Below are 21,595 nucleotides of genomic sequence, written 5' to 3'. Positions count from 1 at the left end.
CGGCCTCAGCCGGCGCGGACCGTCGACTTTCCCTCGCCGACCAAACGCTCGGCCGCGTCCGCGACCGATATGCGGTCGAACGCGAGCTCGTCTGCGATCGGTCGAAATACGCGATGGTCGAACTCCGTCGCTCCGAGCGGTGCCGGGGGCGGATAGCTGCCGACCTGGTCCTTCAGCGCGTTGATGTATTTCACCGTTTCGGCTTCCGTCGGGTTGAGCTGCGGCAGGATTGCCTCGCGAACTGTAGGCGACATCGGCACGCCGCGTTCGACCCCGAGGATCTTGCCGGCTTCGACGTCGTTGACGAAGAAACTGATGAACTTGGCGGCTTCTTCGCCATGCTCCGTGGTGGCGCCGACGCTCCAGATCAGTGCAGGGCGATAATAGTGACCGGAGGGGCCGCCCTTCTCTGCTCGTGGCAGCATGCCGATGCCGAGCTTGCTCTTCATGATGAGCTGGTAGCCGACCATCTGGTTCGAATAGGCCATGCCGATCGCCGAATAGCCGAGCGCCAGGCAGTTGGTGTCGATCGTATTCTGATCGAGCGTCTGGATGTCGGCGCCCACGGTACCGCCCCGCTTGCGCAGGTCCTCCCAGTAGGCATACCACTCCTTGGCCTCTTCGACGCCGAAGCCCAATCCGCTTTCGTTGAATAGACTGCTGCCGCGTTGCCTGAGCCAGGCGTCGAACACATAGGTGTAGCGAGCGGCGTACGGCCCGCCACCCTTGCCGGTCGCCTTCGCCATCTCGACCGCGATATCGGCGTATTCCGACCAGGTGGTATCAAGCCCCGGAGGGGTGATGCCTGCTTTCGCGAAGGCATCGGCATCGTAAAACAGTGCAAAGGAGTTGAGGCCGAGGCCAATACCCCAGAGCTTGCCGTCTACGGTCGTGAGCTTCAGCACGTCCTCACCGAAACCTTTCACATCCAGCACCGAAGCGATGAACGGATCGAGGGCGAGGCAGGCGCCGCGTTTCGAGTAGTCCGAGATCGTATTGGGCTCGAGCTGGAAGACATCCGCGATAGAGCGACCGGCCATCTGGGTCGCGAGCTTTGTCCAGTAGCCGTCACCGCTGAGACTCTCGCCGACAACGGCGATGCCGGGGTTGTTCTCCTGGAAGAGCTTGGCAACGCTCAAGGTTCGCTTGGAACGATCGTTGGAGCCCCACCACATGGCGCGCAGATTTACGTCTTCTGCCGCAAGGGTGGGCCGCAGGCCACCGGAGCCAAGCGTAATGCCAGCAGTCGCGCCTGCCGCGCCGAGCATGAATGTGCGTCGATTGATCAGCATGCCAGTCCTCCTCTCGTTACCTGCCTCGCGCTCTCCTCCAGCGTCCGGCGGACCAAAGTTCGGCAACAAGACTATGCAAAAATTTAGTTTATGCAAGAAATTGTTCTTGTCTTGCAAATTTGCATTATTTGCGTAACATTTGCGATATGAGCGAAGCAACCACAAAACGATTCCGTCAGTCCGACATCGCCGCCCGCGCAGGAGTTTCGGTTTCCACCGTCTCGCGCGTTCTTGCGAACGAACCGGGTATCAGCGAAGACGTCCGCCAATTGATCCTGAAAGTCGCCAACGAGCTCGGCTATCCCTTGAAGGCCGGCCCAAAGACGCCCCCAAGAACCTTGGCGCTGATCGCGAGCAATGGTGTCACCGGGGTTTTGAGCATTTTTTACGAGGGTATTGTCGAGGGTTTGCGCTCGGAGGCGGCCGCGCAGGGCATTCCCTTTGACATTCGCCTCGTCAGCGAGGCGAAGGCGACGCCGGAGATTGTCCGGGATCTGATGGAATCCGTTGGCGCGCAAGGGCTGTTCCTGGTTGGTATCGACCCCGGTCACGCACTAAGCGAATGGCTGGTCGAAAGCCGCACGCCCGTGATACTGGTCAACGGCGACGATCCTCAACTGCGCTTCGACGGAGTCTCGCCGTCGAACTTCTTCGGCGCCTATGCCGCGACGCAGCGGCTCACCGACGCCGGCCACCGCCGCATCCTCCACCTGACCGGATCGCATCGGCAGACGATCCGCGAGCGCATACGCGGCTTCGAAGCGGCAGTCGCTTCGGTTGGAGGCGAGGCGCGCGTGATCCGCTTGCCGTTCGAGACCAATGCGAGCGTCGAGGCGCATGCGGCGACGCTGGCCGCACTCAAGGAGAACCCCCGTTTCTCGGCTGCCTTTTGCATGAACGACTTTGTCGCCGTCGGCGTGCTCGAAGCGGTGACCGAGCTCGGCCTCAGGGTGCCCAAGGATTTCGCCATCGTCGGCTTCGACGACCTGCCCTGCGCCGAGATGGCTACTCCACGGCTTGCGACGATGCGCGTCGACCGCGTGGCCCTCGGCCGCGAGGCGGTCGGCATGATGCACTTCCGCTTCCGTCACCCGGAAGCTCCCGCCCGGCACGTGTCCCACGCGGTCATCCCGGTCCATGGCGGCACGCTAGACAAAGGACAGCGCTCATGACCTACGATCCTGCCGCGGCCAATCCGCTCGGCACCAATCCGCTCGCAACGCGCAGTGACATGCAGCGCGCCGTGATCGATCTCTTCAATCCGCTGCTGCCATATTTTTCCCAAGGAAAGGCCCGCGTTCGCCTCGACGCCGCCGCCGCTCATTTCGACCGCGCCGCCGCTGATCTCGAAGGTTTCGCAAGGCCGCTTTGGGGGCTTGCGCCCTTCAGCGCCGGCGGCGGCCACTTCGCCCACTGGGACCGTTATGCGGACGGGATCGCCAACGGCACCGACCCGAACCATCCGGAATATTGGGGCGCTGTCAATGGTCGCGACCAGCGCATGGTCGAGCTCGCTGCGCTCGGCTTCGCGCTTGCCCTGGTGCCGGAAAAAATCTGGGATCCGCTGAGCCCTCGGGCGAGAAACAACCTCGCCGCCTATCTCCTCCATGCCCGTCAATTCGACTATGCCGATAACAACTGGAAGTTCTTCCGCATATTCGTCGACGTGGCGCTCGATCGCCTCGGCATCGAATACGACCGCAGCCTGACCAGGCAATATCTCTCCGAACTCGAAGGCTTCTACATTGCGGATGGGTGGTATCGCGATGGCAATGTCCGGCGCATCGACCACTACATCCCCTTTGCCATGCACTTCTACGGCCTGATCTATTCGCGGCTCATCGAAGACGACTATGCGAAGCGCTACCGCGAGCGAGCCCTCGCCTTTGCACAGGATTTCCGCCACTGGTTCGGGCAGGACGGCGCGACCCTCCCCTTCGGCCGCAGCCTCACTTACCGTTTCGCCTGTGCGGGCTTCTGGTCCGCGCTCGCCTTTGCCGATCTTGAGGCACTGCCCTGGGGCGAGATCAAGGGCCTTTGCCTTCGCCACCTCCGATGGTGGGCGGACAAGCCGATGACCCATCGCGATGGCGTGCTGTCGATCGGTTACGGCTATCCCAACCTCCTGATGTCGGAAAACTACAATTCCGCTGGCTCGCCCTACTGGGCATTCAAGGCCTTCCTGCCGCTCGCAGTCGGCGAAGGCCACCCGTTCTGGACGACCCCGGAAACGCCTCCGGCGGCGCTCGACGAGGCGGTTCCCCTTCGCCATCCGGGCATGGTGATGATGCCTTGCCAGGGCGATGTGGTGGCACTTTCCTCGGGCCAGGAAAACCGGCAGATGCGGTTCGGCTCGGAGAAATACGCGAAATTCGCCTATTCGACGCGCTACGGCTTCAGCGTCGAGAGCGACGAACGGGCTTTTGCCGGCGGTGCCTTCGATTCCATGCTCGCTTTCAGCGACGACGGCATTCACTACCGGGTGCGCGAGAGCAATGACGAGGCCCGCTTGGCCGGCAATGGGCTTTATTCGAAATGGTCGCCCTGGCCGGACGTCGTGGTCGAAACCTGGCTGCTGCCGTCGGCGCCCTGGCATGTGCGGGTGCATCGGATCACGACAGCGAGGGAGCTCGAAACAGCTGAGGGCGGCTTCGCCATCGCCCGACGAGATTTCGAGGCCGACACCCTTTTCTCGGCCCCCGGCGCAGCCCATGCGATCGGCGCGGAGGATTTCAGCGGGATCTGCGATCTCGGCTCGTCCGTTGCGCGCGAAGGCCTGGCTCAGAAGGCCCCGCCAAATACCAACCTGATCGCCGCAAAGACACTGGTGCCACAGTTGCGTGCCACCATACCGCCCGGCGAGACCATTCTGCGCTGCGCCGTGCTGGCCGTTCGCGACACCTCAGCCGTTTCAGGTGAGTGGACGAGGCCGCCGGCCGTCCCGGACATTGATGCGTTGTGCGCCCTCGCCGGGCAAGGTGAGAGCGTGAGCGCAATGGACGCACCCGGACGAATGCCATGACCCGCCCCACAATTGCCCTTGCGATGCAGCCCGAAAGGACGCGACACGTCCTCACACCAGAACTTCTAACCAGGTTCGACAGTCTCGGGCGTGTGCTGGATCGGCGACCGATGACGGAGTTCGGCGATGACCGGGCAAATCGGCTGCTGGCGGAAACGGAAATCCTCGTCACCGGCTGGGGTGCCCCGCCGTTCGACAGCGCGGCGCTTGCCGCAGCACCGCGCCTCCGCCTCGTCGTGCACGCCGCCGGGACAGTCAAGGGGCTGATCGGCGATTGCGTCTTCGACGCAGGCGTGGCCGTCAGTCATGCAGCCGAAGCCAATGCGGTGCCGGTCGCCGAGTTTACACTTGCTGCAATCATTTTTGCCGGCAAGCAGGTTTTCCGGTTCCGCGATCTCTACGCCGCCGACCGCGACCGCTCCCGCACCTATCTCCTGCAGGGGCAGCCGATCGGCAACTATCGCCGCACAGTCGGGATTGTGGGCGCCTCCCGGATCGGCAGACGGGTGATCGAGCTTCTTCGTCCTTTCGACTATCACGTGCTGCTCTACGACCCGCTGGTCGGGCAGGATGCGGCTTCCGCCCTCAACGTGGAGAAGGTCGATCTTGATACCTTGATGGCGCGCGCGGACATCGTGTCCCTGCATGCGCCGTCGCTACCCGAGACCCGACACATGATCGACGCACGACGATTATCCCTCATGAAGGACGGCGCGACCTTGATCAACACGGCGCGAGGTGCACTCGTGGACGAAGCCGCACTTATCGACAAGCTGAAGACCGGCACGATCAATGCCGTCATCGACGTCACCCATCCCGAAGTGCCGGAAAGAGGCTCTCTCTTTTACGACCTCCCCAACGTCTTCCTGACCCCGCACATCGCCGGCGCCGTCGGGCTTGAACGGACGCGCCTCGGCGAGATGGCGGCCGATGAAATCGCCCGGTTCGTCGAAGGCAGGCCGCTGCTTTATGAGGTTCGCAAGAGTGACCTGGAGCGCATGGCATGAGCACGTTCGAACCCGGGCTCTGCACGGTCACCTTCCGCAGCCTGCCTGCGAACAGGATCGCGGAGCTCGCGGCGGAAGCGGGGCTTGCCGCGGTCGAGTGGGCGGGCGACGCCCATGTCCCTTCAGGGGACGAGCCGATCGCCCGGCACATCGGGCGTATCTCCGAAAAGGCGGGCTTGGCAACGTCCTACGGTTCCTACGTTGCGCCGCCCACCGATGACCTCTCCATCTTCCGGGACGCCCTCGATAGTGCGATCGCGCTTGGAGCCTCGAATATCCGCATCTGGCCCGGCACACGCCAGCGCGACTCCAAAGACTACAGTGTCAGTGAACGACACTCCGCAGCGGCTGCAATCCGCGACATGGGTGCGGAAGCCGCGCGGCATGGTGTCACCGTGTCGTTGGAGTACCACCCTCAGTCTTTGACCGATGGGACGGATTCTGCGCGGCGCCTGATCGATGCGATCCGGCACGACAATGTCTATCTCTATTGGCAGCCGCGGCCGGGCCTTTCGCTCGGCGACGCTCTGGCCGAGGTCGCTCAAATTGGCCAGCATGTCTCCCATGTCCATGTCTTCGCCTGGGATGCCGGCCGCAATCGCTTCCCCCTGAAGTCGGCGTCGGATTATTGGCGGGCGGTTCTCGTCGCCATGCCTGCATCCCGCTGGACCGGGCGGCGTTTCGCCATGTTGGAATTCGTCGCAAATGACGATCCGATGGCGTTCTTCGAAGACGCCGCGACGCTCAAGCAGATCCTCGAGCGATAAGACGACCAGAAGCTTCTGCCCTGACAGGACCCGCCCTCTCTCGCCGCCTCTCGTTCTTGGAAGGTCGGGTGCGTGGAACTCTTTCCCGCGCTGACGTGTTATCGGAGTCAAATGACCGCCGGGTGTCTCGAATGTCCAAAAAGATCAATGCGTTCACCAAATTCTCGAGTGCTGTTGCGGAATATTCCGGGCGGCCTGTTACCTTCGCGCTTGCCGTGGCCGCGGTTGTCCTCTGGGGCGCCACGGGGCCGCTGTTCGGTTTTTCCGAAACTTGGCAACTGGTCGTGAACACAGGCACGACGATCATTACCTTCCTCATGGTTTTCGTTCTGCAAAACTCCCAGAACCGCGACGCCACGGCGGTCCAGGCGAAGCTCGACGAACTCATCCTGACGAGCGCAGCCGAGAACGAGTATATCGGCATCGAGGAGCTTGAGGACCACGAACTCAAGCGCATCACCGAGATTCTCAAGGAACACGCCCAAGACGAGGATGATCGCGCCCTGCACGAGAAGATAACGCGAGCAGTCGAGCGGCAGCCCGCGGGAAGAGCGTAACGACAACGGCCGCAATCGTGCAGCAGCCCTCGTGAGCACATCCGGCGGTGCTGGAACCAAACCCCATTGAAGCCGTTTGCGTAGCGAACGCAGTTGCCAGGAGGGTCTCGCATGCATCTCGTTGGAACACAGGTCATCCCGGAACAGGGCGGCCGGTCAGGGTTCACGGTCGAATTCGTCGGCGAAGGCGGAGAGATCGTTTCCGTTTCGATGCGCAATGACACGTCGCGCAGCCTAAACCGGCTGAACGCGGTCGAACAGGCCAAGGCGGTTATGCTGGAGCTTGCGCATGCCGACGTGCCGGATAGCAGCGACACCGAAACAGAGCGCAAGGTGAAGACCGCACGGAGCGCGCGGGCGGCCAAGGATACGGCCGAAATGGAACGCCAGCTCGATCAAGGCCTGGAAGACACGTTTCCCGCCAGTGACCCGGTTTCCGTTACGACGCCGAGCGTCCCCGGCGACCGCCCGAAGAAACGCTAGACTATGGCGCATCGATCGTCTGTCGCCTTGGTCACCGGTGCCGGATCCGGCATCGGACGCGCTACCGCACTTGCGCTTGCCGCCGATGGAATGAAGGTCGGCCTGCTCGGCCGTGCTCGCTCGAAGCTGGAAGACTGCGCGTCGGAGATCGCCGCCGGCGGGGGTCAGGCATTGGTGCTCGAAGCCGATGTGGCGGATGAGCTCGCGATGCGCAACGCAGTGAAGATACTCCTCCGTGAATTCGAGCATCTTGATATCGTCGTCGCAAATGCCGGCATCAATGGAGTCTGGGCGCCGATCGATGACTTGAAGCCGCATGAATGGGACAAGACCATGGCCGTGAACCTGCGCGGTACGTTTCTGACGCTGCATATGACCGTTCCCCATCTCAAGGAAAACGGCGGTGGCGCGATCGTCATCGTATCATCGATCAACGGTACCCGGACCTTCACCACACCCGGTGCAACCGCATACACAGCCACCAAGGCGGCGCAAGTGGCGATCGTCCAGCAGCTCGCGCTCGAATTGGCCAGGCACCGCATTCGCGTGAACGCCGTCTGCCCCGGAGAGATTCAAACCGAGATCGATGAAAACACCAGCCTGCGCCATGCGGAAGAGGACGCGATACCGGTCGAGTGGCCGCAGGGCCAGATCCCGATCACGGGCGGCAAACCCGGCCGCAGTGAAGACGTTGCGGAGGTTATTCGATTCCTGGTTTCAGATGACGCGCGGCACGTCACCGGCAGCCCAATCTGGATCGACGGAGGCCAGGGCCTGCTGAGATAGCGAGGCTGCTGCATGTTTCCTTAAATCGAAGCCGATGTAAGGAAATTGTGCGTTCATTTGAACGCACGACGCACGACGCCCTCGATCATTTCATTGTCTCATCGAAACGCTGAAATGATCTAACTCGCAATTCCGGACGGAAAACCGTCACACACTTTTCCTGGAATTGCGCTAGGCTCCAGACTCAATTGGTCCACCAGATGATGATAGCGGCGATGTGGACGGCAGCCTGGAAGGTTGTGGCGAGCTTGTCGTAGCGGGTGGCGATCCGCCGCCAATCCTTGAGACGGCAGAACATCCGCTCGATGACGTTGCGCTGGCGATAGGCCGTTGCATCGAAGGGATGGCGGCGCTTTCTGGTCGGGTTGTTGGGAATGACCGGAATGGTGCCGCGTGCGGTCAGATACTGGCGCAGGGCATCGCTGTCGTAAGCGGTGTCGGCGGCGAGGAAATAGGCGGGTGGCAGGTGCTGGAGTAACGGCACGGCGGCGCGCACATCGCCCATCTGCCCCGGCGAGATCTGCAGGCCGAGCGGCCGGCCGCGCCCGTCTACGACGGCGTGGATTTTCGTCGTCCGGCCGCCGCGGGAGCGACCAATCGCCTGCGTCTGCGCCCCCCTTTTCCACCAGCGGCGGAGCGATGGACCTTCGCGGTGGTACTGTCGATCATCTGCATATCGCATGGACTGGCCGCGACCAGGGCCGAAAACAGCTTCTGCCACAGGCCGCGGCCGGCCCAGCGATGAAAGCGGTTGTAAATCGTGGTTGGCGGGCCATAGACGGCCGGGCAATCCTGCCAACGGCAGCCGACACGCAACACATGGACAATGCCGCTGATGACGCGGCGGTCATCGACCCGGCGCGCACCGGGCCGGTTCTTCGGCAGCAGCGGTTCGATCACGGACCATTGCTGATCACTTAGCCAGAATTCGCTTCCCATGCCTCACCTCCGCTATTTCGGAAAAGAATCATGGAAATCAAACGCCATCAATAGGCTGATTGAGTTTTAACCCTAATCCTCTTTGGTCTTGCCCGCGTCCGACAGCTTGCCGCGATGCGGATCTTTCAGATTTTCGCCAGCCGCGTCCCTGTTCCGCTGGGGATCATCCTTGGCCGGAAGATAGCCCCTCGGCTTCGTCTCCTTCGGTCCTTCCCAACGCGGCGATTGTTCCGTCGTGCCGGGTGCACCCGGTTTCGGCGTTTTCATCATTGATCTCCACGAATATGTTCGAAGGCGAAACCCCACCGGTGGCAAATCGTTCCCGGCTTTGAAAGTCATCGCACCGGTTGCCAAGAAAAAAGGGCCCCACCAATTGGTGGAGCCCGATCTGCACTGTTGTTTGGGATCGCGCGGTCCGTAGGGGCTTGCGGAGAGGGGACTTGTTCCACGCGGTCCGACAAATAAACCGGATGCGCGTCGATTTGTTCCCGATCGGTCTGAGAAAGCTTGCGCGGAGCTATCACCACGACCAGAACCGCTGGCTGCGTGAAGGAGGGGCCGCTGTGCCGCCCACGAGGTAGCCCGCGACAAATGCCAAGGTCGCGACCACGAGCAAGGTGCTGCTGAGCGCTGCCGGATGGTCACGGGCCGTCCCGGCAACCACCGCCGCCTCGTCGCGGACGTAGCGTGCGGCCTCCTGGGTCCTCGTTTTCAGATCGGGTTCCGCCGGCTTGCCGGTGAAGCCGGCTCGTAGTGTTTTCAATGCCATCGTTACGCTCCTTAGTCCTGGTCTTTCATGCCCGGAGTCGGATAGCGCTGCTCCGATTCCTCGAGATCGGACTCGACGAGATAATCATCTCGCTTTTGCCGCGCAGCTTCCCGGATGGCGCGATGCGTTGCGACGTCATCCGGTTCGACGGGCTGTTTCTTCGCGTGCGGATGCAAATCGCTATCCTTCTCGATCGGTCTCTCTTCGGGCACATCGCCGGGGACACCCTTGCGCCGCTTTTCCGTGGTTTTCATCTTTGCCTCCTGAGCGTTCTTGATCAGTCAACGTCAGGCCGGATAGGAAGTTCCCAGCTGAAGCCTCGCGGGCATCGGAAACGATCAATCGGAGGTAGCGGGAAGCCGCGTGCCTATTTCCTCGGCGGGACCGCGGTCGGCGAAGTCGTAGATCAGCAGGGCGAAAGCGGCCGCCATCAAAAAAATGATCCCAATGAGAATAGTGCGCGGTTTCATTCGCAGTCTTCCTGTGGGTGATGAAACGCCGCCTGGGCGTTATCGGTTCCTAAGAGCGCGGAGACGCCCGCGCACCAAAGACCTCCGGAACAAAGCGTCCCGCCCTCGGTTAGGCCCCAGACGACACGCCGGCGGAACCGCGAATGCCTGCCTCATCCAATATGGAGTTTTTGGAAATGAATACCTTTCCTCGCCCTCCCTTTGCACGGCAACCTCAAGCCATGCCCGGAACGACGGATCGAATGGAGCCGATACCGGATCATGGGGAGAATTCCTATCAGGGTTCGGGTCGGCTGGAAGGAAAGAAGGCGATCATAACCGGTGGCGATAGCGGCATCGGCAGGGCGGTGGCGATCGCCTATGCCAGGGAGGGGGCTGACGTCCTTATCGCCTACCTCAGCGAGCACGAGGACGCCCAGGCGACGAAGGCGCTCGTCGAAGAGGCCGGGCGCAAGGCAGTGCTGGTGTCGGGCGACATCCAATCTCCTGACCACTGCCGGCGCATCGTTGATACGGCTGTCGAAGAGCTCGGCGGGATAGACATTCTCGTCAACAACGCGGCTCACCAAGCATCGTTTCAGGCAATCGAGGACATAACTGACGAAGAATGGGAATTGACCTTCAGGGTCAACATGCATGCCATATTCTATCTAACCAAGGCAGCGGTGCAGCACATGCGTGAAGGCAGTGCAATCATCAACACCGCTTCCATCAATGCCGACAGTCCCAATCCGACCCTACTCGCCTATGCCGCCACCAAGGGTGCGATCCATAACTTCACGGCCGGTCTCGCCCAGCTGTTGGCCGAGCGGGGTATACGCGCGAATGTCGTGGCGCCCGGCCCGATCTGGACGCCATTGATCCCCTCTACCCTCCCGGAAGAGGCCGTTGTCGATTTCGGCAAGCAGGTGCCGATGAAGCGTCCCGGTCAGCCGGTGGAACTGGCTTCGACCTTTGTCATGCTGGCGGACCCGATGTCGAGCTATGTGTCGGGCGCGACGATCGCCGTGACCGGAGGCAAGCCGTTCCTTTGACAACGGGGATAAGAGAAAGGCGGCAGGGATAAATCAGCCTGTCCAGCTGTTGACGCGAAATTGCGCTTCCTCCGCCGCCTTGATGAAGGCGGCACGTGCGGCGTCAGGTTCGTCGTTTCCCTCGATCACGCGGTCGCATGCTGCCAATGCTTCGCTTTTTGCCTTTCCATCGGCGAGCGGCCAGTGGTTCTTGAGACATAGAAAGGCGTCGCGCGTGCTCTGCACCCGCAGCACCCGGCTCGGCGCCTCGAGGATGACCACTTCGCTCCAAAGGCGATCCTGCGTCAGGCTCGGCATGTCGAGGCTCCTTCAAGCGGAGGGGACTGGTGCACCTGTCGGCTTATTCCCCCCAGTACGAGGCCCCCGAGTTCCGGGCTCGCGCGCGTGATGTCGGCCAGTGAAATGATGCCGGCCGCGTGCTTGTTTTCGTCAACGACCACGAGGCGGCGTATCTTGTAGTCATGCATCTTTTGGGCCGCCAGCAGGATGCTGTCGTCCTCCTCGCAGGACTCGGCGGAAACCGTCATGAACTCGAACACAGCCGTCGATGTCGACAGTCCCTGGGCCACCACCGAAGCGAGGATATCGCGGTCCGTGACGATCCCAAGGATGGTTCCGACGCCCGGGGCTTCGACCGGCAACGCGCCGACCCCTGCCTCTTCCATCAGCCGCGCGACGGATTGCGCCGTATCGCTCGGTGAAACCGTAAAAACCTGTTTGGACATCACGTCCCGAACGCGTATCGCTCTGTCCTCATGGGCGGCCATTGACGAGACTCCTGCCATTGATGGATGCAGGCACTCTGACTTCCTCATCTGCCGGCTTCTTGAGTGTGAGATCGACGCGGTAGGGTACAATGACCTGGGGCTGCCAGGTGTTTCGCTGCGCCTTCTTGGGGTTCGGATTTTCCGGCGGTCGAAGGAATCTCGGTCGCTTTTGCTTCGATCTTTGCCGCACGATATGCTCCCTTCTGCTTCGTGTGGACATGCGCGGTCTAAGCCGCAATGCCTCCTTAACGCACCAGCAGAGGAGCGGTTCCCCCGTGCGGCAGGCTATTTTCGTCTTTCTCAATGGCCGTTTTTTGGCGTGGCGGGGCTGGCGCCGTCAGTCGCGCGTGCTCGGGCATCCTCAAGAATGGATGACATTTCCGCAGCCATAGCATTCTGCCTGGCAAAGGCCCCGGATGGTACGATCCCTGGATCCTCCTCGTGATCTTGCACGATCAGTTCTTCTTCCAGGATGCGGTTGATCTTCAGCCAGGCATCGTCATTTTTCGCCAGCGCGGAAAGGATAGCCACCAGGATTTCGCGATGGGCAGCTAACCGAAATTCGATGTTTTCCATGCTTCGCGTTCCGATCTCGCGGCCGGGTCAGCTCGCCGGAGCCCTTATTCGAGAACCTGCACGACCGTGTGCGTCTTCGGGTTCACAATGACCCGCTTTTCGTTGACGACCGCATAGCCGTACTCAGGCTGGTCCGGAATGGGGTGGACTTCTACCACGTCCGGCACCGGCTGGCCGACGACGATCTCGCCCTCATATTGAATCGACGGCGTATTCTGTTCCAGCACGTAGGTCCTGACTTCACCAGGCAACACGATAGTATCTTGGGCCATCGCCGACGAACCCACAGCCGTCAGCAGAGCGGCAATCATCATGGCAAATTTATTCATCGTATACTCCTTCCTTGAGAGACTTCCTAAACCCGCGGCGACGTAATTGGTTCCCGGTCGCTCCCACCGCCATGCAGCGCCGCACGTCTTATCGGACGCGCGAAGGACGATGCGGCACTGCATCTTTTGTCCTTGAATCGGCTACGATTTAACGGAACTTGCAGCAGGTGATGATCTTTCCGGGTTACGGCTTGCTTCGGCCGGAGCCCCCTATCAAGGCGCAACCCGCGGCCTTCCGATGCAAAAAGTGTCTGCAACGCTTTGCGACGGCCGAGAAGCAGTCAACAACGACGATCAACCGACGGAGCGAGGGGGTCGAGCGCAACGCAAAAAGAGGTCCCTCGCTAAGAAGAACCTCTTTCAGACCCCTGGTCGGCAGCTACATCAGGTCGGAGTTGCCGTCCTCACTCGCCGCCACCCCCCGACGTGCCACCACCGGTGCCGGCGCCCTCTGAACTGCTGCTGGCGGAGGTCTCCGCGCCACCGGAGCCGGTATCCGCTCCACCTCCACTGCCGTTATCGCTTCCGCCCCCATTGCCGGCCCCGTCGGTGCTACCGCCGCCGGCCCCGTCAGCGCCGCCGCTGCTGCCGCCACCGCTGTCGTCGCCTGTTCCAGTCCCGGGTATGAGAACGACACCGTTGTCTGCGTAGGCATTGCTTGACGACCCGCTACCACCACCCACCGGGATGAGCGGCATTGCGGTCGCGGATGCGAGCCCGAACAGCGACACAGCGATTATTCTGGGGAATTTCTTCATTACGTACCTCCTTTGGCGGGCAAAAGCCTGCCTCAGGCCAACCTTCACGAAACGAAAGCAGGCGTATCACCCCAACCGTATCCGAGGATCGCACGAGACCGCGGCATTTTAGAGATTTGCCTGCCCTTTGCCGGATCTGCGGCGGCAACGAACTGCGCGCGAGACGCAACGATGCGCAATGCATTGCCGACATCGCACTAGGAGTAGGCTACGGACGAGCCGTGCTGAAAAGGGGCGAACTTGCACTTCGACCAGCCTCTCGGCCTGACAGCCGAGGCCCCATCGTCCCCCCAAATATCATTGGTGGTACGAGGAACCAAAAGGCCAGCCAGGCATTGTTCGACAACATCTATCTTCTGTTCGTGCAAAGGGCGGTATTCGATATGCCTGCCATCGGCGTTCATGCGCTTCACAAATCGCATCATCACATAGAGGAGCAGGTCGTCGACCTGATGCCTGCTCTCCGGGCGTTTGCCCGGACATTTACATCAGTCCCCTTCGAGGCGGACGACCTCCTGCAGGAAACCCTGTTTCGAGCGCTGAGAAGCATCGATCAATTCGAGCCGGGTACCAGCCTCAAGTCCTGGCTGTTCACCATCATGCGAAATACCTTCCGGACGCAATACAAGATCCGGACACGCGAGAGTCCTGGACATACGAATTGCGCCGAGCTGCCGATTCCGATGGCGCCTCCACAGGAATGGTCGGTTCTGAATGGCGAACTGCGCGATGCGTTGGCGTTACTGACCCCCGAGCACCGCGAAGTCCTTGTCCTCGTTGCCGGCTTTGGGATGAGCTACAAGGAGGCGGCCGACATATGCGATTGTGCGATCGGCACGATCAAGAGCAGGCTCAGCCGGGCCCGCGAAGAATTAACAATCCAGATGCATGGAAATCCACTGAACTAGCCGCAGGGCGACGTACATCCGCTCAGCGGTTGCGTGCGTTCAGCGCTGCTTGCAGCTGCCGAGCCAGGTCGAGTAGCCGCTCCGGCACGGCTTCCTTCTGTATCTTGCTCATGAGGGAGGCGATCTGCTCGTCGATGGCCTTGTCTGCGTCCGCACCCGCACGTGCCTTGGTTTCGTCCATCCGCTTATCCTTCGTCATGGCGAGGATCTCAGGATAACGTATTGTGCCGGGTTGTTCATGTAATCGCCAGATGGGACGAGGAAAAATGTAAAGCGCAAACCGCCGCGCCTCATGCCGAGGGAAACTATCAAACGCCCGGGAATTAGAACCGCAACAGCCGCCTCGACAACCCGGACCGCGCCGCAAGACATCTACGACTTGGAAGCGTGCTCCTTCTTGCCCTTACGTTTCGTGGAAGCCATTTCCTCAAGTTCCTTTTCGGTCATGGATTCTTCCATGCTTTTCGAAGCGCCCTTGAGTTCGCTCTTCTTCTTTTCTCCTCGTTTGGCGGCAAGTGCCGCCCCTGCAGCCATTTGCTGTGCCTTAGATTTGGCGGGCATCTCTCTTCTCCTTCCGTTGGGCGACCCCACAGCACCATGCGACTTTAACAGTCCCGGAACCAGCAATGGTCGATTATGTTCCACGAGGAAGGGGCCGGGTGCTATTTCCCGGTTTGCCACGTAGGAGCCGCCACGGCCTTCGATTCCGGTGATCCGCGAAAACGCAGAAAGATGGAGAAGATCACCAGAACCAGAGTGGATAGAAATTCCGATTGCCAGTTCTGAAAGCATTCGAACCAGAATTCGGGATTGGTGAGGTGAGTCCAGGCATCCGAGGCGGCTTCGCCATGCGCGACCGCATTGAGGTTTGCCGCAGCGACGCTTGCATGCAGGTGCAGAACGAAAGACAGGACGAACAGTGCACAAAGGGCTATGCCGAGCGAGTAGGAATAGAGTGTTCGCAGCAGGCCGCCACGCCGCACCGGCCACGGAAGCGCGGGGTCATCGGCGCAGCAAGCCGCATCCTCATCGCCTTTCGATGCGGCATCAGGATCCCTCGATTCCGCCGAGCCGCGTTGATAGAGATATGCCGTGAGGCAGACATAGGCGGACATCTGCAGAAACTCGCTCTCCCAATTCTCGAAGAGAGCCGAGAGAAAATGACCCGATCCAAGGTAGGAGACGAAGTTTAAGACCGTGCCGTCGTGCAGGATCGCATCATGATTATACGCATGCACGCCGCTGACCGCCATGCCGACAATCGTTGCCGAGGTCAGGACGAACAATGTGATCGTCAATCCATTGTCACGCAGGAACGACATTGATCCACTCCGCTCAGCTGATCGGCGCCTCAAAATCTTGCGGTGGCGCCGGTCAGCCGGCCATGAGCCAGAAAATGGATGCGAATATCAGGATGAAGAGCGCGACCGCCCCAAAGAAGCGGATCATCCCGGCATTGGTATTATTGCCAAGAGCGCGGTTCCACGCTTCTCCGCCGGTGCCGTCGTCACCCTGTTCCGCGTCGCTCTCTGCCATCGTCTGGCCACCACCGGTTTCCAATGCGGGTACATATTTCACCGCCGTGCGAATGGTCTCGCCATAGTCGCGAGGTCGCGGCTGCGGCGGATCCGCGCGGGCTGTCTCTCCGCCACTTGCACCAGGCACCCATCCGGCCGCGTCTCCTGCATCGGCGACATGTGCGCGCGGCGGGGCCTTGTCTTCCGCCTCGGGGAGGTGAAGTTCCGCCTCCTTCCAGGCCTCTTGCGGTCGTCCTCTTGTCGACGCTTGGCCCGCTTGACTTGCCTCAGGCGATCCCGATTGCGCGCGACGCGGATCTGCGCCGTTACCGCTGCTGTGTTGCTTCGCTGGCATCTCCGGACTCCTTCGTTGCGGGAAAAGCGCAAGACAGGCGTTTTGTTCCGCCTTGCGCACCGGCTGCGGCCCGAAGCTCCAAGCAATAACCGGGTGGGATCGCTTCAGCTCTAGCCGCTTCGTCCGACCTGGTTGTGGGTTCCGCCGGGAACCGTCACGCCTTTAAGGCCGGTGCCGGCAGCCGCCGGCTGCTCGCGCGCGGCGTCGGCGAGCGATACGATGCCGACCAATCGCTTGTCATGGTTGACTACGGGCAGGCGTCGGACCTGGACGTCGCCCATATTGCGCGCGACGTCATCCACTTCATCGTCTTCGAAGCAGTATTTGACATCGGTCGTCATGATGTCTCCGACCTTCGACTGAAGGTCGAGGCCATCAGCAACGCCGCGAACGACGATATCCCTGTCCGTTATCATGCCAACAAGGCGGTCATGATCGCCCACCGGCAGAAAGCCGATGTCGTTTTCCGCCATTTGTCTTGCAACCTCGGTAATGGTGTCGTTCGGGCTGACAAGATGAACGTCTCTGGTCATAATTTCCGACACGTGCATGATCTTGCTCCTTGTTTTGACTTCGAAATTGGTGCCGACGGGCATGCCGCCGGCGGCTCGCAAGCTGCTATCGCTCTATCGAGCCCGCGTCTCGAGGTTTGCCCCGGGAGGGTGGCGACGCAGGGGTTGAAGTTGCATGTGTTGTCCCTTCCGTTTCGAGATCCTGCTTTTCGCCGCCCCTCGACCGGTTTTCCTCTTTTTGCATCTCCCGCGACGCCTGCTCCCAGTGGCGGCGATCCTGGCCTTCGGGGCGACCTTCCCGCTCCCAGATCGCATAGGCTCTCCGCCGGATGAGCTCTTCCCTGTCATTGTTGTCCATGTCCCTTCCTCACCGATGAACTCTGTCGATGGCAGAATTCAAACGGCGCGACCGCTCAATTGTTCCACTGGTTGAAGCGCGGGCGGAAGTGTCTGGGAGGCTCCGGATTTTCATCCGGATTGGGGACCGGCACTTCATCGGGAAGGCGCTCGGGATCCGGCTCCTCGATCGGTGGCTCGGGGTTCCAGGGCGGCGTTGGCGGTGGCTGCGGTGACGGCGGCTTTGGCTCTGGTTCGCGCGGGTTCGGCATTTTTTCTCGACTCCTGAATGCGAGATGGTCCCGAGTGTGGTGCTTTGCCTATCCCCGGGTTCCTATTTGAAATCCCGCTCGCCCATGAATGTTCCAGACGTCGTGCGTTCCACCGGCGGAACGCCTTCGTCCGCCGGAACCGATCCGCCGCTGAGCGGTTGGATTGGCATTGACACAGAATGGAATGCAAGGAGCAGCCAATGGCGAGAAAAAGGGAATCTGATCGGTCCCGTGAAGATTTTAGCCGGTTCCGCGAAAGCGAGCGGGACCGCTACGGCGCACCCTATGACTACGAACGGGAAAGGCGACGTGCACGTGAACGCTTCGGCGAGGCCCCGCGAGGCGCTGACTACGAAAATTCCATGTATTTCCCGGAACCGGAAACGCGCTACGCGGGCCGCTATCGCGGTATGGAAGAGGACTATGATCAGTGGAATCGCGAAAGGGCCTTCCGCGACTACTACGGCTCCGGCTATGGTTATCGCGGGCAACGCCCGTACCGTAGCCACGAAGCGCCGTGGGAAGGCAGGCGGCAACGCGGTTTTATCGATCGAGCGAGCGACGAAGTCGCCTCTTGGTTCGGCGACGAGGAGGCGGAGCGGCGACGCGAGATGGATCAGCATCGCGGCAAGGGCCCCAAAGGATACACCCGTCCTGACACCCGTATCCAGGAAGACGTTAGCGACCGGCTCAGTGACGATGGCGCTCTTGACGCCTCCAACATTGAGGTCTCGGTCTTGAATGGAGAGGTGCAACTCAGCGGTTTCGTCGACTCGAAGTGGGCCAAGCGTCGCGCTGAGGATTGCGCTGACGACGTCTCCGGCGTCACGCACGTGCAAAACAATATCCGAGTGCAGCCGACGGCAGGAACGTCAACAGGGACAATAACTTAGGCGACCGACAGACTGATTGCGATCACAAGGCTCTGCGGGGGGTTCAGTTTACCGCAGAACCCGCCGTTCCGTCTTCGGAAAGCCTCCGATGTCTCATTCGTTCGGCGCGCACCAGAAAACTAAGCATGCGCGCCTCTTCGGCGCGCAATTCTTTGTTCGCGCGGCCGCGCGCGGAGAGCGCTCTGGCCGAAACAGTATTATCGCGAGCGAGTGCAATGATCTCCGGATGGATATAGCTTGTGCGCGCGATCGCCGGGGTGTTGTGCAGAACGGACGCGGCTGCCTCGCTCATCTTCTTCACAGTCGGCCGCTCTCCCCTCCCGACGGCGGCGCGCGCAACCGTAAAGGCCGCAACGCTCCCCGCCCAGGTCCGGAATGTTTTTGCGGAAATCGGCGCTCCCGAGATCTCTGCGAGGTAGCGATTGAGACGCCCCGAATCAATCGGACGCACAGTATCTGTGTCGTCCTTCCAGACAAAAAGCTGCCGGCCCGGCAAGTCCGCAATCTCTTCCAGCAACCGCTGCAATCTTGGATGGCGCAGTCTACGCCTCACCCGCTTGCCGCCTTTGCTGATGAAGCTCAGTTGGATGCAGCCATCCGAAAGCTTGAGGTGGCGCTTGAGCAAGGTTGTCGCGCCGTAGCTCGCATTGGCCTCGACATAGGCAGGGCTACCGACACGCAGGTGAGCTTCATCTAGGAGCGCCACCAGCGCCGCGAGAACCGTGCGGCTGTCTTCGGGAGTACCCTGCATGTGCCGCCGAATCGTGCGACGGATCCTCGGCAGCACCTTTCCGAACGTCGGAAGCTGTCCGAACTTGTCGCCACTTCTGAGCGCCTGCCATTTCTCGTGATAGCGATATTGCTTTCGGCCCCGCGCGTCGTAGCCCGTCGCCTGGAGGTGGCCGCTCTCATCCAGACAGATCCAGACATTCTCGTAGGCGGGCGGCAGGCCCAGTGACGATATGCGCGCTTTCACCACAGGGTCGCAAAGTACCGATCCGTCAGGCAGCCGATAGACGAAGCCTCGACCCTTGCGCAGGCGCCTTATTCCCGGTTCGGTGTCGCTCACGTAAACGAGCCCGTTTTCCTCGAGCGCCAGCTCGCCATTTCTAGCCATGATCCGCCGGAACGAAAACGGTGACGCCTTGTCCTGCAACAAGCTCATGGTCTCGCGCCGCGCGAACAGGGCCAGGGTCGTCGCTTGCCCCGTCGAAACAGGCTGTATCAAGCACGCGCTGCCACCGCTCCGTTCCATTTACGTGCGGAAGCGAGATCTCGCTGTCGGCGCCGGCGTTCAAAACGAGGAAAATGCCGTTCGCTGGCGCCGACTCCGCGACGCCGTTGCGGCTGATGTAGACGCCGACGATACGCAACGCCTCATCATGCCACGCTCCCTCGTCCATCGGACGGCCGTCGGCTGCGTACCAGGCAATCTCGACGTGACCGCCCTCGCCCGGTTCGCCGTTGAGAAACCGCTCCTGGCGGAGCGATGGATTTTCCTTGCGGAACTCCACCATCTTTCGACAGAAGGCCAGGAAGGCTTCGTCTCCGGAAGCCCAGTCGAGCCAACCGATTTCGTTGTCCTCGCAATAGACGTTGTTGTTGCCGCCCTGGCTATTTCCGAACTCGTCGCCGCCAAGGATCATCGGCACCCCCTGACTGGCCATCAGGGTGGCGAACATAGCGCGGCGACGGCGCGCGCGTGCGTTCTTTATTCCCTCGTCATCGGTCGCACCTTCGACACCCATGTTGTCCGAATGATTTTCGGGATGTCCGTCGCGATTGTCCTCGCCGTTCGCCTCGTTGTGCCTGTCGTTGTAGGAAACCGTGTCCATCAGCGTGAAGCCGTCGTGCGCGCTGACAAGATTGATCGACGCGGTCGCACCGCGGTCGGAATGGTTGAATTGTACTGGCGAGCCCGCGACACGCTCGGCGAGCACCGGCACAATACCGTCATCCCCCTTCCAGAACCGCCGGACGTCGTCGCGGAAGCGGTCGTTCCATTCGCGGAACGGGTGCGGGAAGCCGCCGAGCTGGTACCCGCCCGCGCCGATATCCCAGGGCTCCGCGACGAGCTTGACGCCGGCGAGGATGGGGTCCTGCCTGATCGCGTCGAAGAAGCCGCCCTCCCGATCGAATTCTATGTCCTCGCGGCCGAGCGCGCTCGCGAGATCGAAACGGAAACCGTCGATATGCATCACCTGCACCCAATAGCGCAGGCTGTCGAGCACCATGCGCAGCACCATCGGATGGGCGACGTTGAGCGTGTTGCCGGTGCCGGTCATGTCGAAGGTATGACGCGGGTTTTCCGGAGATGGCCGGTAATAGCTCAGGTTGTCGAGACCGCGAAAACTCAGGGTCGGACCGTGCTCGGAGCCCTCGGCCGTATGGTTGAAGACGACATCCATCAGGACTTCGATGCCGGCGGCATGAAACCGCTTCACCATCGTCTTGAACTCGGTGATCCGGCCGCTCTTCATGTAGCGCGCCTGCGGGGCGAAGTAGCCGAGCGTCTGGTATCCCCAATAGTTCCTGAGGCCGCGCTCGAGCAGATGCCGGTCATCGAGAAAATACTGCACCGGCAGGAGTTCGACGGCCGTTACGCCGAGTTTCGTCAGATGTTCGATGATCGGATCGCTTGCCATGCCGAGGAATGTGCCGCGCAGGTCTTCCGGCACCGCCGGGTGCGCCATGGTCATGCCGCGAACATGGGTCTCGTAAATGATCGTGTCCGTCCAGGGGCGGCGGATCGCCTGCTCGCCGTCCCAGTCGAAAGCCGGGTCCTGGATGACACCCTTGACCATGAAGGGTGCGCTGTCGCGTTCATCGAAGGAAAGATCGTTGCCAGTGCCGTCGATCGTGTATCCGAACAGCGCATCGTCCCAGGCAAATGTGCCGGCGACCTGCTTGCCATAGGGGTCGAGCAGCAATTTGTTCGGATTGAACCGGTGCCCGTTGTTCGGGTCGTAGGGGCCATGGGCGCGGTAGCCGTAGAGCGTCCCCGGCCCGATGCCTTCGATATAGCCCGACCAGACATCTCCCTCGCGCTTCGGCAGCGGCAGGCGCGCCGTTTCGCTGCTGCCATCCTCCGAGAACAAACAAAGTTCGATCTTCTCCGCATGAGCCGAAAATACCGCGAAGTGCGTACCCTCGCCGGTATATTCGGCGCCGAGTTCGGGCTTCAGGAAACTAAGTTCGGAGAAAGAAACGTTCATTGCCGTTGTCATTCCCTCCCACGCCGATTCG

At 61.2% G+C, this 21,595-nt stretch carries 30 protein-coding genes; 10 read left to right on the top strand and 20 right to left on the bottom strand.

Annotated features, from left to right (window positions below):
• Positions 1–5 precede the first annotated feature (5 nt).
• The gene (locus tag FKV68_RS26815) at positions 6–1,292 is read right to left on the bottom strand and encodes an ABC transporter substrate-binding protein (protein WP_180943550.1); all 1,287 of its coding nucleotides are present in this window, start codon (positions 1,290–1,292) and stop codon (positions 6–8) included.
• Between the two features lie 146 nt (positions 1,293–1,438).
• On the opposite strand from FKV68_RS26815, the gene FKV68_RS26810 reads away from it, so the two are divergent.
• From FKV68_RS26810 to FKV68_RS26780, 7 genes are all read left to right on the top strand, one after another.
• Positions 1,439–2,464, top strand: a complete 1,026-nt coding sequence (locus FKV68_RS26810; RefSeq protein ID WP_180943549.1) for a LacI family DNA-binding transcriptional regulator — start codon at positions 1,439–1,441, stop codon at positions 2,462–2,464.
• On the top strand, positions 2,461–4,314 hold the full coding sequence (locus tag FKV68_RS26805; RefSeq protein WP_180943548.1) for a DUF2264 domain-containing protein: 1,854 nt from the start codon (positions 2,461–2,463) through the stop codon (positions 4,312–4,314). Before FKV68_RS26810 ends, FKV68_RS26805 begins: the two co-directional genes overlap by 4 nt.
• Entirely contained in the window at positions 4,311–5,321 is a 1,011-nt protein-coding gene (locus tag FKV68_RS26800; RefSeq protein WP_180943547.1) for a hydroxyacid dehydrogenase, read from the top strand. Before FKV68_RS26805 ends, FKV68_RS26800 begins: the two co-directional genes overlap by 4 nt.
• Positions 5,318–6,088, top strand: a complete 771-nt coding sequence (locus tag FKV68_RS26795) for a sugar phosphate isomerase/epimerase family protein (protein WP_180943546.1) — start codon at positions 5,318–5,320, stop codon at positions 6,086–6,088. Before FKV68_RS26800 ends, FKV68_RS26795 begins: the two co-directional genes overlap by 4 nt.
• Before the next feature lie 131 nt (positions 6,089–6,219).
• Positions 6,220–6,645, top strand: coding sequence for a low affinity iron permease family protein (locus tag FKV68_RS26790; RefSeq protein ID WP_180943545.1), 426 nt, complete (start codon positions 6,220–6,222; stop codon positions 6,643–6,645).
• Between the two features lie 111 nt (positions 6,646–6,756).
• On the top strand, positions 6,757–7,128 hold the full coding sequence (locus tag FKV68_RS26785) for a hypothetical protein (RefSeq protein WP_180943544.1): 372 nt from the start codon (positions 6,757–6,759) through the stop codon (positions 7,126–7,128).
• Positions 7,129–7,131: 3 nt separating this feature from the next.
• Entirely contained in the window at positions 7,132–7,914 is a 783-nt protein-coding gene (locus FKV68_RS26780; protein ID WP_180943543.1) for an SDR family oxidoreductase, read from the top strand.
• Positions 7,915–8,098: 184 nt separating this feature from the next.
• On the opposite strand, the gene FKV68_RS26775 is transcribed toward FKV68_RS26780, so the two are convergent.
• The 5 genes from FKV68_RS26775 to FKV68_RS33580 all read right to left on the bottom strand — a co-directional run bounded on the left by FKV68_RS26775 (position 8,099) and on the right by FKV68_RS33580 (position 10,092).
• Positions 8,099–8,853, bottom strand: a protein-coding gene (locus FKV68_RS26775) for an IS5 family transposase (protein ID WP_180943542.1) whose coding sequence is annotated in 2 segments (ribosomal slippage) — positions 8,099–8,523 and positions 8,523–8,853 — 756 coding nt in all. Because the reading frame shifts where the segments join, the coding sequence is not laid out codon by codon here.
• Between the two features lie 72 nt (positions 8,854–8,925).
• Positions 8,926–9,120: a hypothetical protein gene (locus FKV68_RS26770; protein ID WP_180943541.1), complete on the bottom strand. Its 195-nt coding sequence runs from the start codon at positions 9,118–9,120 to the stop codon at positions 8,926–8,928.
• A gap of 253 nt (positions 9,121–9,373) precedes the next feature.
• Positions 9,374–9,622 (bottom strand): hypothetical protein, encoded by a 249-nt coding sequence (locus tag FKV68_RS26765; RefSeq protein WP_180943540.1) that lies wholly within the window; start codon positions 9,620–9,622, stop codon positions 9,374–9,376.
• An 11-nt stretch (positions 9,623–9,633) separates the two neighbouring features.
• Entirely contained in the window at positions 9,634–9,876 is a 243-nt protein-coding gene (locus FKV68_RS26760) for a hypothetical protein (RefSeq protein ID WP_180943539.1), read from the bottom strand.
• 84 nt (positions 9,877–9,960) lie between these two features.
• On the bottom strand, positions 9,961–10,092 hold the full coding sequence (locus FKV68_RS33580) for a hypothetical protein (RefSeq protein WP_269808477.1): 132 nt from the start codon (positions 10,090–10,092) through the stop codon (positions 9,961–9,963).
• Positions 10,093–10,268: 176 nt separating this feature from the next.
• Between FKV68_RS33580 and FKV68_RS26755 the strand changes: the two genes are divergently transcribed.
• Positions 10,269–11,126 (top strand): SDR family oxidoreductase, encoded by an 858-nt coding sequence (locus FKV68_RS26755; protein WP_180943538.1) that lies wholly within the window; start codon positions 10,269–10,271, stop codon positions 11,124–11,126.
• 33 nt (positions 11,127–11,159) lie between these two features.
• Here FKV68_RS26755 and FKV68_RS26750 read toward each other — a convergent pair whose 3' ends face one another.
• The 5 genes from FKV68_RS26750 to FKV68_RS26730 form a co-directional block, all read right to left on the bottom strand.
• Positions 11,160–11,423, bottom strand: a complete 264-nt coding sequence (locus FKV68_RS26750; RefSeq protein ID WP_180943537.1) for a DUF982 domain-containing protein — start codon at positions 11,421–11,423, stop codon at positions 11,160–11,162.
• Positions 11,411–11,893 (bottom strand): CBS domain-containing protein, encoded by a 483-nt coding sequence (locus FKV68_RS26745; protein ID WP_180943536.1) that lies wholly within the window; start codon positions 11,891–11,893, stop codon positions 11,411–11,413. The genes FKV68_RS26750 and FKV68_RS26745 overlap by 13 nt, the downstream gene beginning before the upstream one ends.
• 300 nt (positions 11,894–12,193) lie before the next feature.
• Positions 12,194–12,469, bottom strand: a complete 276-nt coding sequence (locus tag FKV68_RS26740; RefSeq protein ID WP_180943535.1) for a hypothetical protein — start codon at positions 12,467–12,469, stop codon at positions 12,194–12,196.
• 44 nt (positions 12,470–12,513) lie between these two features.
• Positions 12,514–12,798, bottom strand: a complete 285-nt coding sequence (locus tag FKV68_RS26735) for a DUF1236 domain-containing protein (protein ID WP_180943534.1) — start codon at positions 12,796–12,798, stop codon at positions 12,514–12,516.
• Positions 12,799–13,202: 404 nt separating this feature from the next.
• Positions 13,203–13,556, bottom strand: a complete 354-nt coding sequence (locus tag FKV68_RS26730) for a hypothetical protein (RefSeq protein ID WP_180943533.1) — start codon at positions 13,554–13,556, stop codon at positions 13,203–13,205.
• 383 nt (positions 13,557–13,939) lie between these two features.
• On the opposite strand from FKV68_RS26730, the gene FKV68_RS26725 reads away from it, so the two are divergent.
• Positions 13,940–14,464 carry a sigma-70 family RNA polymerase sigma factor gene (locus FKV68_RS26725; protein ID WP_180943914.1) on the top strand — a complete coding sequence of 175 codons (525 nt, stop codon included), beginning with the start codon at positions 13,940–13,942 and terminating at the stop codon, positions 14,462–14,464.
• A gap of 22 nt (positions 14,465–14,486) precedes the next feature.
• Here FKV68_RS26725 and FKV68_RS26720 read toward each other — a convergent pair whose 3' ends face one another.
• From FKV68_RS26720 to FKV68_RS26690, 7 genes are all read right to left on the bottom strand, one after another.
• Complete coding sequence (locus FKV68_RS26720; protein ID WP_180943532.1) at positions 14,487–14,645, bottom strand: hypothetical protein; 159 nt, start codon at positions 14,643–14,645, stop codon at positions 14,487–14,489.
• Positions 14,646–14,836: 191 nt separating this feature from the next.
• A complete protein-coding gene (locus FKV68_RS26715; RefSeq protein WP_180943531.1) occupies positions 14,837–15,025 on the bottom strand; it encodes a DUF3008 family protein in 189 nt (62 codons plus the stop codon).
• 101 nt (positions 15,026–15,126) lie between these two features.
• Positions 15,127–15,786: a DUF6766 family protein gene (locus FKV68_RS26710; RefSeq protein WP_180943530.1), complete on the bottom strand. Its 660-nt coding sequence runs from the start codon at positions 15,784–15,786 to the stop codon at positions 15,127–15,129.
• Between the two features lie 52 nt (positions 15,787–15,838).
• Positions 15,839–16,336 (bottom strand): hypothetical protein, encoded by a 498-nt coding sequence (locus tag FKV68_RS26705; RefSeq protein WP_180943529.1) that lies wholly within the window; start codon positions 16,334–16,336, stop codon positions 15,839–15,841.
• A 110-nt stretch (positions 16,337–16,446) separates the two neighbouring features.
• Positions 16,447–16,887 (bottom strand): CBS domain-containing protein, encoded by a 441-nt coding sequence (locus FKV68_RS26700; protein WP_180943528.1) that lies wholly within the window; start codon positions 16,885–16,887, stop codon positions 16,447–16,449.
• A gap of 67 nt (positions 16,888–16,954) precedes the next feature.
• Positions 16,955–17,206: a DUF2934 domain-containing protein gene (locus FKV68_RS26695; protein ID WP_180943527.1), complete on the bottom strand. Its 252-nt coding sequence runs from the start codon at positions 17,204–17,206 to the stop codon at positions 16,955–16,957.
• 55 nt (positions 17,207–17,261) lie between these two features.
• Positions 17,262–17,456: a hypothetical protein gene (locus FKV68_RS26690; RefSeq protein WP_180943526.1), complete on the bottom strand. Its 195-nt coding sequence runs from the start codon at positions 17,454–17,456 to the stop codon at positions 17,262–17,264.
• Positions 17,457–17,656: 200 nt separating this feature from the next.
• Here FKV68_RS26690 and FKV68_RS26685 point away from each other — a divergent pair, with 200 nt between their 5' ends.
• Entirely contained in the window at positions 17,657–18,349 is a 693-nt protein-coding gene (locus FKV68_RS26685) for a BON domain-containing protein (protein ID WP_180943913.1), read from the top strand.
• A 43-nt stretch (positions 18,350–18,392) separates the two neighbouring features.
• Here the strand turns inward: FKV68_RS26685 and FKV68_RS26680 are convergent, their stop codons facing one another.
• The gene (locus FKV68_RS26680) at positions 18,393–19,466 is read right to left on the bottom strand and encodes a DNA topoisomerase IB (protein WP_245181435.1); all 1,074 of its coding nucleotides are present in this window, start codon (positions 19,464–19,466) and stop codon (positions 18,393–18,395) included.
• Positions 19,459–21,564: a glycogen debranching protein GlgX gene (gene glgX, locus FKV68_RS26675; protein ID WP_180943524.1), complete on the bottom strand. Its 2,106-nt coding sequence runs from the start codon at positions 21,562–21,564 to the stop codon at positions 19,459–19,461. The genes FKV68_RS26680 and glgX overlap by 8 nt, the downstream gene beginning before the upstream one ends.
• Positions 21,565–21,595 lie beyond the last annotated feature (31 nt).

This window comes from Sinorhizobium mexicanum (assembly GCF_013488225.1).
Lineage (GTDB): Bacteria > Pseudomonadota > Alphaproteobacteria > Rhizobiales > Rhizobiaceae > Sinorhizobium > Sinorhizobium mexicanum.
This window is presented reverse-complemented; position numbering and strand designations above follow the sequence as displayed.